Here is a 12,405-nt window from a genome sequence, read left to right on the forward strand (position 1 = left end):
TCAGTTCGTCTTGGCTTGTTGCGCATAATACGCGGCGACATCAGCGATATCCTGGTCCGACAGGCTGCTGGCGATGCCCTTCATGCTGGGGTGCTTGCGGTCGCCCTTCTTGTAGGCTTGCAGCGCATTCTCGATATATTTTGCCGGCTGGCCGCCGATCATCGGCACCTGGAATACTTCAGGAAAGGTTGCCTTGTAACCGGGAATGCCGTGGCAGCCGATACACATTTCCACCTTGGCAGGGGCTGCCTTGGCGTTTCCTACAATGTCAGCCGCTGTGACGGCATTTGCTATGCCGGCAAGCACGAGAAGTGCAAATATTTTTTTCATAGTGGCAATGTGAACAAAGGTAATCGGAGAAACGCCAGAGCTGGTTTTTTATTGATTTTATGTATTGACAATTAATCTGCTGCTTGCCGATTCTAGCCAAGATATTCTTGCAAGTCCACCTATAAAACCCGCATTGTAGGCAGGCAGGCACAGGCCGTCCGCGTGGCAGTGCGCCACAGTTCTGTTTATACTCACCATTTCCCCACTTTGGCAGACCGCTCATGCAAGCACAGCACACCCAGCAAGGCCAACGCTTCGAAGGTTCCGACAGCTATGTCGCCACCGCCGACCTGAAACTGGCCGTGAATGCGGCGCTGACCCTGCAACGCCCGCTGCTGATCAAGGGCGAACCGGGCACGGGCAAGACCATGCTGGCCGAGGAAGTGGCCGCCGCGCTGAACATGCCGCTGATGCAATGGCATATCAAATCGACCACCAAGGCGCAGCAGGGCCTGTACGAATACGACGCCGTCTCGCGCCTGCGCGATTCGCAGCTGGGCGACGAGCGCGTGCGCGACATCCAGAACTACATCGTCAAGGGCGTGCTGTGGCAGGCGTTCACGGCACCCGAGCCGGTGGTGCTGCTGATCGATGAGATCGACAAGGCCGACATCGAATTCCCGAACGACCTGCTGCGCGAACTGGACCGCATGGAATTCTATGTGTATGAGACGCGCGAAATGGTCACGGCGCGCCACCGTCCGCTCGTCATCATCACCTCGAACAACGAGAAGGAATTGCCGGACGCCTTCCTGCGCCGCTGCTTCTTCCATTACATCAAATTCCCGGACAAGGACACGATGGAGCAGATCGTCGCCGTCCACTACCCGCACCTGAAACAGGAATTGCTGGCGCAGGCGCTGCAAACCTTCTATGAAGTGCGCGACGTGCCGGGCCTGAAGAAAAAACCGTCGACATCGGAATTCCTCGACTGGCTCAAGCTCCTGCTGGCCGAAGACATCCCCTTTGACGCGCTGCGCAGCAAAGACAACAAGGCAGTCGTGCCGCCGCTGCACGGCGCGCTGCTGAAAAACGAGCAGGACGTGCACCTGTTCGAGCGCCTGATGTTCATGTCGCGCACCAACCGCTAAGGAGCGCCGGTGAACGACATCAGCCCGGACAAGGTCTTCGTCCCCCTGGAACTGCACGGCATCCGCCTCGAAGCGCTGGCGCCGCACCACGCGCCCGGCCTGCGCGCGGCGGCCATGGATGGCGAGCTGTGGAACCTGCGCGTCACCTCCGTGCCCGAGCCGGACCAGGTGGACCAGTACATTTTCAAGGGCATCGAGATGCGCCCTTCGCGCTTCGCCTTTGCCGTCATCGACGTGGCCAGCGGCGAGGTGCTCGGCACCACCAGCTACCACGACGTGGTGCCAGCCATCGGGCGCCTGGAAATCGGCTACACCTGGTATGCCAAGCGCTGCCAGCGCAGCCACGTCAACACCACCTGCAAATTGCTGCTGCTGGCGCATGCCTTCGACACGCTCGGCTGCGCGCTGGTGGGCCTGCGCACCGATAATTTCAACCATGCCTCGCAGGCGGCCATCGAGCGTCTGGGCGCAAAAAAGGACGGCGTGCTGCGCCACCATGCGCTGCGCCGCGACGGCACCGTGCGCGATACCGTCATGTACAGCATCACGCGCGGCGAGTGGCCGGAAATCGCCGCCCATTTGCGCTACAAGCTGGCGCAGCGCCCCATCGCCACACTGCCCCGCGCGGGAGCCGCCGGGGCAGAGGAAGCGCCATGCTGATCGATTTCTTCTTCACGCTCAAGGATGCGAAGATTCCCGTCTCGATCAAGGAATTCTTGACCCTGCTCGAAGCGCTGCAAAAGAACGTCATCGACGCTTCGATGGACGATTTTTACTATCTGGCGCGCCTGACCCTAGTCAAGGAGGAAGCCCATTTCGACAAGTTCGACCGCGCCTTTGCCCAGTACTTCAAGGGCGTCAACGCGGCCTTCGACACGAACGCGGCGATTCCCCTCGACTGGCTGCTGAAACGCATGCAGCGCGAGCTGTCCGAGGAGCAGAAGGCGCAGCTGGAGAAATTCGGCTACGACAAGCTGATGGACCGCCTGAACGAGCTGCTGAAGGAACAGAAGGAGCGCCACGAAGGCGGCAGCAAATGGATCGGCACGGGCGGCACGTCGCCATTCGGCAATGGCGGCACGAACCCGGAAGGCATCCGCATCGGCGGCAAGGGCGGCAACCGCACGGCCGTGAAAGTGTGGGAAGCGCGCAGCTACAAGGATTACGACGGCGAGCGCGAACTGGGCACGCGCAACATCAAGGTGGCCTTGCGCCGCCTGCGCAAATTTGCGCGCGAAGGCGCGGAAGATGAACTGGCGCTGGACGCCACCATCGCCGCCACGGCCAATAACGCGGGCTATCTCGACATCAGGATGCGGCCCGAACGCAAGAACCGCATCAAGGTGCTGATGCTGCTCGATGTTGGCGGCAGCATGGACGACCATATCGAGCGCACCGAGGAACTGTTTTCGGCGGCGAAGACGGAATTCAAGAACATGGAGTTCTTTTACTTCCATAACTGCGTCTACGACTACCTGTGGAAGAACAACCGGCGCCGCAACGCCGAGCGTTTTCCCACCTGGGACGTGCTGCGCAAATACCCGCCGGACACCAAGCTGATTTTCGTCGGCGACGCCACCATGAGCCCCTATGAAATCCTGCAACCGGGCGGCAGCGTCGAATACAACAACGAGGAAGCGGGATCGACGTGGCTGGCCCGCTTTACCCAGGCGTTCCCGAAATTCATCTGGCTCAATCCCGAATCGGAGGGGTTATGGCAGTACCGCCAGTCGATCGGCGTGATGCGGCAACTGATGAACAACCGCATGTTCCCCCTGTCGATCGACGGGCTGGAACGGGGCATGCGTCTGCTCAGTAAATAAAGGCACGCAACAAAAAGTCCATGGCGGCAGGGGGCCGCCATGCCGTACACTGCGACACGGCACTACCGTGCGGAGCATCTCCGCTGCGGGCGGGTACCATACGCTGATACCAGCCCTGCCCAACCTGCTGCATCCTGTGCGCGGCCGCCATGGCCGCGACACTGTTCGATTGCGCACATCGTGCGCGCCTTCTGCTCCGGTAGAATCGGCGCATCGCTCTGCGCAAACAATGCACCATCGCTGCACCACGACATTGCCGCGCCAGCCCCGTGCTGCCGGCCGGTGCCAGCGCCATTTTCAAAGGAATGAGCATGCAAAGTCTGATCTCGATCGCCGCCGACCTGTCCTGGCCGTTCGCCATTACCCTGGCCTGGGTGGTGGGCGAATTCGGCCACCGCTGGACTGGCCTGCCGCGCATCAGTTTTTACGGCGTGATCGGTTTCGTCCTCGCGCAGACACAGGTGGGCATCCTGCCGCAGACGGACGCGGGCCCCATGCTGGTGCTGGCCGACGTGGCCTTCGGCCTGATCCTGTTCGAGGTGGGCTACCGCATCAACCTGCGCTGGCTGAAGAACAATCCCTGGATCGCCGTCACGGGCCTGGTCGAATCCCTGCTGACCTTTGCCGTCGTCTACTTCATCGGCATCGAATTCGGCAGCACTTCGATGACGGCGCTGCTGCTGGCGTCGCTGGCCATGTCCACCTCGCCGGCCACCATCATGCGCGTCATCAACGAGGAACGCAGCTCGGGCCAGGTCACGGAACGCATCGTCCACCTCACCGCCCTCAATTGCGTGCTGGCCGTCTTCACGTTCAACATCATCGTCGGCTTCTGGATGTTCCAGAGCTCCACCGACCTGATCGAGGCGAGCAGCAGCAGCGCCGCCGTGCTGGCCGCCTCCGTGGCCGCCGGCACCGTCTTCGGCATCGTCGTGCCGGCCATGCTGCGCCGCCTGGGCAACATGGCGCAGGATGCCACCGTGGCCTTCGCGCTGTCGGTGATGCTGCTCGTCGCCCTCACCTACACCACCAGCCTGTCGCCGCTCTTGGCCACCCTCACCTTCGGCCTGGTGGCGCGCCACCGACGCGTCGCCTTCAGCCAGGCGCAGCGCAATTTCGGCGCGCTGGGCGAGCTGCTGACGGTGCTGCTGTTCGTGTATGCCGCCTCGACCCTGGAATGGGCCAGCGTGGCAGCCGGCGCGGGCCTGGCACTGGCCGTCGTCGGCGGTCGCCTGCTGACGAAGGTCGTCGGCGTGGCCGCGTTCTCGCATGTGAGCGGCATTTCCTGGCGCAAGGGCGTGCTGACGGGCGTGGCGCTGACGCCCGTCTCCGTCTTCATCATCCTGCTGCTGGAACACGCGCGCCAGCATGGCGTGAACTTCGGCGACGAATTGAACGCCCTGGCCGCCATCACCCTGGGCCTGGAACTGGTCGGCCCTGTGCTGGTGCAGCGCGTGCTGATGCTGGCCAAAGAAACCCACGAAATCAAGGAGCGCTAAATGCCGCTGGAACCCTTTGGCCAATCGGCCGCGCTGACCTTCGGCGTCGAACTCGAACTGCAACTGGTAAACCTGTCGGACTATGACTTGACGGCCGCCAGCCCCGACCTGCTGCATCTGCTGAATAAAAAACCGTTCCCCGGCAACGTCACGCCGGAAATCACCGAGAGCATGATCGAGATCAACTCGAGCGTGCACACGCATCACGGTCCCCTGCTGGAGCAGTTGCAGGAAATCCGCGACACCTTGATCACGGCCGGCGACAAGCTCAATATCGGCATCGCGGGTGGCGGCACGCACCCATTCCAGCAATGGTCGTCGCAAAAGATCTTTTCCAAGCCCCGTTTCCAGGAAATCTCGGAACTGTACGGCTACCTGGCCAAGCAGTTCACCATCTTCGGCCAGCACGTGCACATCGGCTGCGCCTCGGGCGACGACGCCATGTTCCTGCTGCATTCGCTGAACCGCTACATCCCCCACTTCATCGCCCTGTCGGCTTCCTCGCCCTACGTGCAGGGACGCGACACCCTGTTCGATTCGGCCCGCCTGAACTCCGTGTTCGCGTTTCCCATGAGCGGGCGCGCACCGTTCACCCTCAGCTGGGACCAGTTCTCCAACGAGTATTTCGCCAAGATGGAGAACACGGGCATCATCAAGAGCATGAAGGATTTTTACTGGGATATCCGTCCCAAGCCGGAATTCGGCACCATCGAACTGCGCGTGTGCGACACGCCGCTGACGGTGGAGCGGGCCGCCGCGCTGGCCGCCTACCTGCAGGCCCTGTGCCGCTACCTGCTCGAACGCCGCGAAACGCCGCCGGTGGAAGACGATTACCTCGTGTATAACTACAACCGCTTCCAGGCTTGCCGCTTCGGCCTCGATGGCGCCATCACGCATCCGAAAACCTACGAAACGATGTCGCTGCGCGAAGACATCATGACCACCCTGCGCAAGATGGAACCGCATGCCGAGGCGCTGGGCAGCACGCCAGCCCTGAAACACCTGTCGGACGTGGCCAAGCAGTGGAGCGACGCCCAATACCTGCGCAAGCAGCACAATGTGCAGGGTAGCGCCGAGGGCATGGTCGATTCGGCGATCCGCTGCTTCCGGGGTGAACCCATGAATTATTGAGGGCTGGCCCGTTCACCCCAACACCTGAACTGCCGGGATCGGACCCTCGGGCTCCGACCCCGGATCTTGCTTTTGGGGTGCAATCAGAAGCGTAGGTCGATTAGCCCATAGGGCGCAATCCGACAATATTGTTAGCGCCAGTGCTGGCGTCGGATTACGCGCTTGCGCGCTAATCCGACCTACAGTCTTCTTGGCCGCCTCTCCCTTCCGCTCGCGACGGTTTTGCCGGTCATCGTGACTTTTCCCCCAACAGCGCAAAGCCAAAAAACCACACCCGCCGCCCCCGTCATTTACAGCCCCTGCCCCCGCTTGTTACAATAAGTGAGAATGATTCTTATTATTGTTTAAAAACACCAGCCCAGCAGGGCCTGCCATGCAAGGGGAATGCGATGCCGCTGGCAGAGCCGCTACAACGCCAGGACATTGCGACACTGTATGCCGACCACCATGGCTGGCTGCAGGGCTGGCTGCGCAAGAAACTCGGCAGCACGGCGTGCGCGGCCGATATGGCGCATGACACCTTCGTGCGCCTGCTCGACCGCGAAGACGCCGTCGCCGCGCGCGAGCCGCGCGCCTTTCTCGCCACCGTCGCGCAGCGCGTGCTGTTCAACCATTACCGCCGTCAGAAACTCGAAGAGGCTTACCTCGACGTGCTGGCGCAACTGCCGCCCCGGCATGCGCCATCGCCCGAGGAACGGTCGCTGCTGCTGGCCACCGTGTTTGAACTCGACCGCATGCTCGACGGCTTGCCGCCTCCCGTGAAACGGGCTTTTTTACTGCGTCAGCTCGACGAGCTGCCGCAGGAAGACATTGCGCGCCAGCTCGGCATCTCGCTGGCGACAGTAAAACGCCATCTGCAGCGGGCCGCCAGCGCCACGCAAGCGTGGCAGCAGCTGCAAACGCAGCATGAACACCTGCCGCCCGCCGTGCAGGCGACCCTGCTGCGCGCCTGCGTGCAGGCGAATGCGCCGCGCCGCCATGCCGTCAAGACCCTGGCCCTGCTGCTGGCCTGCGGCACTTCGCTGTATGCATTCGAACGCCGCGGCCCATGGCGCGGCTGGATGGCCGACTACCGCACCGGCGTCAACCAGCGCCGCGTCGTGACCCTCGATGACGGCACGCGGCTCACGCTCAACACCAGCAGCGCCGTCAATATCGTTTACAACGGCGAACAGCGCCGCATTCAACTGCTGGCCGGTGAAATCTTCATCGCCACCGGCAAGGATGCGGCACAGCGGCCGTTCTTCGTCGACACGCCGCATGGCAGCCTGCAGGCGCTGGGCACGCGTTTCACGGTGCGACTGCACGAGCAATATGCCAGCGCCGGCGTGCTCGAAGGCGCCGTCGCCGTGCTGGCCGACGACGGCGGCCAGCGCCTGGTGCTGCGTCCCGGGGAAGGCGCCCATTTCGACGGCAGCGGCTTGCACCGCCAGACGCTGGCGCCTTATGGCGGCGCGTGGCTGGACGGCATGCTGGTGGCGCGCGACATGCGCCTGGCCGATTTCCTCGCCGAGCTGTCGCGCTACAGCGACCATCCGCTGGCCTGCGCGCCCGCCGTCGCCAGCCTGCGCGTGTCCGGTTCCTACCCGCTGGCCGATGTCAGCGCCATCCTCGACGCCGTCAGCGCCAGCCTGCAGCTGCGGCGCAATACCGTCACGCGCTTCTGGGGCCATCAGGTGGTGCGCATCGAACTGGCGGCCCGCTGAAAAAATATTTTCTGCAAAGTGAGCTGTTTCGCCGTGCTCGCGTGACTTGGTAAGTAATGCTCGGGAAATTATTGTGAATTTATGACGAACAGAACCGGATGCTGTGCAAGGCGCCTGCAGCGACGCAGTGCGAGCACTGCTAGCTGCGGGCAACACCGCATAGCGCCGCTTATGGAAGTCAGAAAACACAATAACTTATTGAGGGTTACTTAGATAGGCAGTCTCCATCTTGCGCATCCACGAAAGGTTTTATTCCATGCACCACGCTTCGCGTTCCCTCCTTACCCGCACCGTCCTGGCCTGCGCCCTGTCGCAAATCGGCATGGCCCTGGCCCTGCCGGCATCGGCCCAGACGCAAACCCGGCAAGTACGCGCCTACAGCATTCCGGCCGGCTCGCTGGGCGACGTGCTGACGCGCTTTGGCAGCGACAGCGCCATTTTATTGTCGTTCTCCAGCGAGGCCACGCAAGGCTTGCGCAGCGCCGGCCTGCAAGGCAGCTACAGCCTGCAGGAGGGTTTCAGCGTGCTGCTGGCGGGCAGCGGCCTGCAAGCCGTGCCGCAATCGAACGGCGGCTACCTGCTGCAGAAAATCGCCGCCAGCACTGGCGCCCCTTCGGCGGACAGCCGCGGCGTGGCCGTCATGAGCGGCGTCACGGTGGTGGCGGCCGCCGAGCGCAGCGCCGCCACCAGCGGCACAGGCAGCTATACGGGCGGCCCCGCCAGCGGCGCCACGGGACTGGCGTTGACGCAACGCGAAACGCCGCAGTCGCTGACCATCGTCACGCGCCAGCAGATGGATGACCAGAACAGCAACGCCGTCTCCGACGTCATGAAAAACGTCAATGGCGTGAGCGTGCAAAACTACGACAGCGACCGCTGGAGCTTCCAGGCGCGTGGCTTTGCCGTCACCAATTTCCAGTACGACGGCGTGTCGGCCATCTATGACGGCGTCTACGACTGGGGCACGACGAACAGCGACATGGCCATCTATGACCGCATCGAGGTGCTGAAGGGCGCGACGGGCCTGATGAGCGGCTCGGGCGACCCGTCGGCCACCGTCAACATGGTGCGCAAGCGCCCCACCGCCAGCTTCGAAGGTTCGGCCACCCTGGGCGCGGGATCGTGGGACAACTACCGCGGCGAAGCCGATGTCTCCGGCCCGCTCAATGCCAGCCGCACGGTGCGCGGCCGCCTGGTGGGCGCCTACCAGGACAAGCATTCATACCTGGACCGCTACACGCAGCAGAAATCCGTCGCCTACGGCATCATCGAGACGGACCTGACACCCGTCACCCTGCTCACGGCAGGCTTCACGCACCAGGATTACAAGCCGCGCGGCTCGACCTGGACAGGCTTCCCCGTCCTGCTTTCCGATGGCACCCGCACGGATTTCCCCACTTCGTGGAACCCTGCCACGGACTGGAGCCGCCGCGACATGCAGAACACCACGCTGTTTACCTCGCTGGAACATACGTTCGCCAACGAGTGGAAAGTGAAATTGAGCGCCAACCAGCTGCGCAGCAAGCATGACAGCGTGCTCGGTTCGGCCAGCGGCGGCAATCCCGCGCCTGTCACGGGCGCAGGCACGTATTTCTTCATGGGCAAATACAAGGGCGACCGCCGCCAGACCACCGTCAATGTGGACGCCAGCGGTCCATTCACGGCATTTGGCCGCCGGCATGAAGCGATGATCGGGTATTCCAGTTCGACGGCAAAGCAGGATGGTCCCGTCTACGAATCGGTCTACCCTCCCGTGGAAGGCAGCTATTTCGACTGGCGCGGCCAGTATGCGGAACCGGCATTCAAGCGCCTGGGCGACGACAACGACAGCACGCGCCAGAGCGGCCTGTATGGCGCCGTGCGCCTGCATCCCGTCGATGCGCTGTCCGTCATCGTCGGCGCGCGCGTCAGCAACTACAAGCAGGAACAGGACCGCACCTTCTTCGACGCCGGCACCGCGCGCATCACCTCGCGCATCGAGGAAAACAACGTCATCACGCCGTATGCGGGCGTCGTGTATGACCTCGACAAGACCTATTCCGTCTTCGGCAGCTACACGAGCATCTTCGCGCCGCAGAGCAACCGCGACATCAACCGCAACTTCCTGTCGCCCGTGCGCGGCAAGGGCGTGGAAGCGGGTGTGAAGGCGGAGTACCTCGACGGCAAGGTCAATGCCAGCGCGTCCCTGTTCCAGATCCGTCAAAGCAACGTGGCCAGTTCCGTGGGCGAAGTCAACGGCGAAGAAGCGTATAAAGCCATCGACGGCGTCACCAGCCGCGGCGTGGAAATGGAAGTGACGGGCGAAGTGGCCAAGGATGTGAAGCTGAGCGCCGGCTACACCTACACCCACGTGCGCGACGCGGATGGCAAGGATGTGTTTTCCACCATGCTGCAAACGACGCAGCCTGCCCACCTGGTGCGCGTGCAAGGCACGTGGCGCCTGCCGGCCGGCCTGGACAAGCTGACCGTCGGTGGCGGCGTCAACTGGCAAAGCAGCTACGAAGGCAATATCTGGAATCCCGCCATCGAGGACTATTCGCGCGTCAAGCAGGGCGGCTACGCGCTGGTCAACCTGTTGGCCCGCTACGAGATCAGCAAGAACGTCACGGCCAGCCTCAACGTGAACAACCTGCTGGACAAGAAGTACCTGACGGGACTGGGTCTGTTCCAGACGGGCTTCTACGGCGAACCGCGCAATGTGATGTTCACCGTGCGCACGAAGTTTTAATCAGCTTCCGTACAGCGCCAGCGCCCAGGCTGGCGGGCGCAACTCCAGCGCCAGCGACAGGCAAGCGGGATCGAAGCGCGCCGCCAGCAGGTACACATTGGCGGCGCCCTTCGGCTCCCAATTCCCCGTAAAGCCCTTTTCACCGGCCGCCACGCGCTTGCGGTCGAAGGGCACGGCGCTTTTCGCGAACTCCTCGTGCGTCTTTCTGCCCTGCGCATAGGGCGCCAGCCAGGCCAGCGCCTCGGCCAGGCGCCGCGCTTCCGGCGCGCCATACCAGTCGTCGCCATGCGCCTGCGCCATCAGGGCTGTCGTCAGCAGCGGCTCCAGGCTGTAGGTGGTGTAATGCAGGGCGTCGCGCTGCTCGAAGTCGAAGGGTACGCCGCCGGCGCCGATATTGCGCGGCACGTGCGCCAGGAAGCGTTCCTTCGCCCGCGCGATCAGCAAGGCGTCGCCCGTGACATACGCGGCGGCCGTGCCGATCTTGATGCGGTGGCTGTGCCAGTTGTTGCGCGCCGTGGACGGGCCGCCCACCTTGATGGGATCACTCAAATACCCGTGCGCCAGGGTGCGGCAAAACGCCTGCACCTGCTCGCGCTCGACGCCGTTCAAGCGTTCCTGTACCAGGTCATAGCCCACCAGCAGGCTGGCCAGCTCCGTCTCGTCGACGGGGCTGAACGAGGGCTGATAGCTGCCGCTCCAGGCCAGCAGCAGCTGGCGCGCCGCCTCGAAATGCGCCATCTCGCCCGACAGCCGCCAGGCCAGCGCCTGCAAGCGCGCCTGGCGCCAGTCTTCCTGCGCCTGCTGGCTGGTCTCGCGTCCGCCCTCTCCCTTCAGCAAGCCGCCCGTGCGCACTTCAGCCATCAGATGCACGGGCCGCGCCGCATCCTTGCGCGCCGCCTTGACCACCTGTTCGGCAATGGCCGGCGCCACCCGCGCCTTGAGCGTGCGGGCGCGCGCGGCGGACGTCAGCGCAAACGGCAGCGCCCCCTCATGCGGGCGCGGCGCCGCGCGCAAGCCCGCCAGGGGCAACGCCAACAGTGCCGCCAGCACAGTGCGCCGGCGGATCAAGTGCGTACTCAAAACCGCGTCTCCCGCGCCGCGCGCAAAAAGTTATCGAGGATGGGCGTGCAATCGAGCAGCTCGACGCCGCCCGCCGAATGGAATTCCGGGTGCCACTGCAAGCCCATGACGAAGCGCGCCCGCTGGTAGCGGATGGCTTCGACGATATTGTCCCCTTGCGAATACGCTTCCACGGTGATGTCGCGCCCCAGGTCCTTGACCGACTGGTGGTGGATGGAATTGACGAGCGCCTCGCCCGCCTTCGGGAACATGCCCGCCAGCGACGAGCCTTTCGGGAAGACGATGCTGTGACGGTGACGGTCATACAGGTCGTTGACGTGCGAGGTGGCGCCTTCCACATCCGAGGCGATGTCCTGGTACAGGGTGCCGCCAAAGCCCACGTTGATGAGTTGGCAGCCGCGGCAGATGCCCAGCACGGGTTTTCCCGCATCGACGAATTCGTGCAGCAGTTCCAGTTCGTACAGGTCGCGCGCACGGTCGCCGTTCCATTCGGGCCGCGTGGCTGCCTCGGAATACGTCTGCGGCGAGACGTCGGCACCGCCCTGCAGCACCAGGCCGTCCAGGTGGCGTGCATAGTGGCGCAAGGTGATATTGCTGGGGTGTAGCTGGCCGCTGGTATTGACCGTCGGGATCATGAAGACCAGCACGTCGCGCGACATGACCCACTGGGCGATCGACTCTTCCAGGTATTGCAGGTTCTTGCTGCGCAGGCCAGTGGCACCCGGCTCGGGGTGGAAAATGCGTGCCGAGATGCCGATGCGCAGGGTGCGCCGCATAAAATCGCGGCTGGCCTTGTCGCGCATGGAGCGGTAGCGCGACGAGATCACCCGCCAGGCCAGCGCCAGCGGCGTATCGTTGTCCTTCAGGTAGCGGGGGGCCGCGTCGCGCGCACGGTGCTCATCATCGGGAGCCCGGCGGCCCACCCGGTCAGGCCGCGACGACGGTGATGCTGGCGCTGCGGGATCGGTGGAAGGAGGAAGCTGGGGATCTTTTTCGTCTGACATGGCGGGGCTGACT

The 12,405-nt window shown here is 63.6% G+C and carries 10 protein-coding genes and 1 pseudogene; 8 read left to right on the top strand and 3 right to left on the bottom strand.

Going from position 1 to position 12,405, the window contains the following annotated elements:
* Positions 1 to 330, bottom strand: coding sequence for a cytochrome c (locus JAB1_RS20585; protein WP_034746524.1), 330 nt, complete (start codon positions 328 to 330; stop codon positions 1 to 3).
* A 221-nt stretch (positions 331 to 551) separates the two neighbouring features.
* Here JAB1_RS20585 and JAB1_RS20590 point away from each other — a divergent pair, with 221 nt between their 5' ends.
* The 8 genes and pseudogenes from JAB1_RS20590 (at position 552) to JAB1_RS20620 (ending at position 10,308) form a co-directional block, all read left to right on the top strand.
* Positions 552 to 1,421, top strand: coding sequence for a MoxR family ATPase (locus tag JAB1_RS20590; RefSeq protein ID WP_034780284.1), 870 nt, complete (start codon positions 552 to 554; stop codon positions 1,419 to 1,421).
* 9 nt (positions 1,422 to 1,430) lie between these two features.
* Positions 1,431 to 2,081, top strand: coding sequence for a GNAT family protein (locus JAB1_RS20595; RefSeq protein ID WP_070281582.1), 651 nt, complete (start codon positions 1,431 to 1,433; stop codon positions 2,079 to 2,081).
* Positions 2,075 to 3,244, top strand: a complete 1,170-nt coding sequence (locus JAB1_RS20600) for a VWA domain-containing protein (protein ID WP_070281583.1) — start codon at positions 2,075 to 2,077, stop codon at positions 3,242 to 3,244. Before JAB1_RS20595 ends, JAB1_RS20600 begins: the two co-directional genes overlap by 7 nt.
* A gap of 311 nt (positions 3,245 to 3,555) precedes the next feature.
* Positions 3,556 to 4,743 carry a cation:proton antiporter gene (locus JAB1_RS20605; RefSeq protein ID WP_034780723.1) on the top strand — a complete coding sequence of 396 codons (1,188 nt, stop codon included), beginning with the start codon at positions 3,556 to 3,558 and terminating at the stop codon, positions 4,741 to 4,743.
* A complete protein-coding gene (locus JAB1_RS20610) occupies positions 4,744 to 5,874 on the top strand; it encodes a YbdK family carboxylate-amine ligase (RefSeq protein ID WP_070256033.1) in 1,131 nt (376 codons plus the stop codon).
* 389 nt (positions 5,875 to 6,263) lie between these two features.
* A pseudogene (locus tag JAB1_RS30370) lies at positions 6,264 to 6,746 on the top strand (sigma-70 family RNA polymerase sigma factor); the annotation flags it as partial.
* Positions 6,747 to 6,935: 189 nt separating this feature from the next.
* Positions 6,936 to 7,580, top strand: a complete 645-nt coding sequence (locus tag JAB1_RS30375) for a FecR domain-containing protein (protein ID WP_254672204.1) — start codon at positions 6,936 to 6,938, stop codon at positions 7,578 to 7,580.
* Between the two features lie 256 nt (positions 7,581 to 7,836).
* Positions 7,837 to 10,308: a TonB-dependent receptor gene (locus JAB1_RS20620; RefSeq protein WP_070281866.1), complete on the top strand. Its 2,472-nt coding sequence runs from the start codon at positions 7,837 to 7,839 to the stop codon at positions 10,306 to 10,308.
* Here JAB1_RS20620 and JAB1_RS20625 read toward each other — a convergent pair whose 3' ends face one another.
* Together JAB1_RS20625 and JAB1_RS20630 are read right to left on the bottom strand one after the other, a co-directional pair.
* Positions 10,309 to 11,388, bottom strand: coding sequence for an alginate lyase family protein (locus tag JAB1_RS20625; protein WP_139144617.1), 1,080 nt, complete (start codon positions 11,386 to 11,388; stop codon positions 10,309 to 10,311). It lies immediately after the preceding gene.
* Positions 11,385 to 12,392, bottom strand: a complete 1,008-nt coding sequence (locus JAB1_RS20630; protein ID WP_139144618.1) for a type 1 glutamine amidotransferase — start codon at positions 12,390 to 12,392, stop codon at positions 11,385 to 11,387. Before JAB1_RS20630 ends, JAB1_RS20625 begins: the two co-directional genes overlap by 4 nt.
* Positions 12,393 to 12,405: the final 13 nt, after the last annotated feature.

This window comes from Janthinobacterium sp. MP5059B (genome assembly GCF_001758645.1).
GTDB classification, from domain to species: Bacteria; Pseudomonadota; Gammaproteobacteria; order Burkholderiales; family Burkholderiaceae_D; genus Janthinobacterium; species Janthinobacterium lividum.

Coding starts and splice junctions, on each gene's coding strand:
- JAB1_RS20600 (WP_070281583.1), top strand. CDS start 2,075: ATGCTGATCGATTTCTTCTTCACGCTCAAGGATGCGAAGATTCCCGTC.
- JAB1_RS20590 (WP_034780284.1), top strand. CDS start 552: ATGCAAGCACAGCACACCCAGCAAGGCCAACGCTTCGAAGGTTCCGAC.
- JAB1_RS30375 (WP_254672204.1), top strand. CDS start 6,936: ATGGCCGACTACCGCACCGGCGTCAACCAGCGCCGCGTCGTGACCCTC.
- JAB1_RS20610 (WP_070256033.1), top strand. CDS start 4,744: ATGCCGCTGGAACCCTTTGGCCAATCGGCCGCGCTGACCTTCGGCGTC.
- JAB1_RS20585 (WP_034746524.1), bottom strand. CDS start 330: ATGAAAAAAATATTTGCACTTCTCGTGCTTGCCGGCATAGCAAATGCC.
- JAB1_RS20620 (WP_070281866.1), top strand. CDS start 7,837: ATGCACCACGCTTCGCGTTCCCTCCTTACCCGCACCGTCCTGGCCTGC.
- JAB1_RS20605 (WP_034780723.1), top strand. CDS start 3,556: ATGCAAAGTCTGATCTCGATCGCCGCCGACCTGTCCTGGCCGTTCGCC.
- JAB1_RS20630 (WP_139144618.1), bottom strand. CDS start 12,392: ATGTCAGACGAAAAAGATCCCCAGCTTCCTCCTTCCACCGATCCCGCA.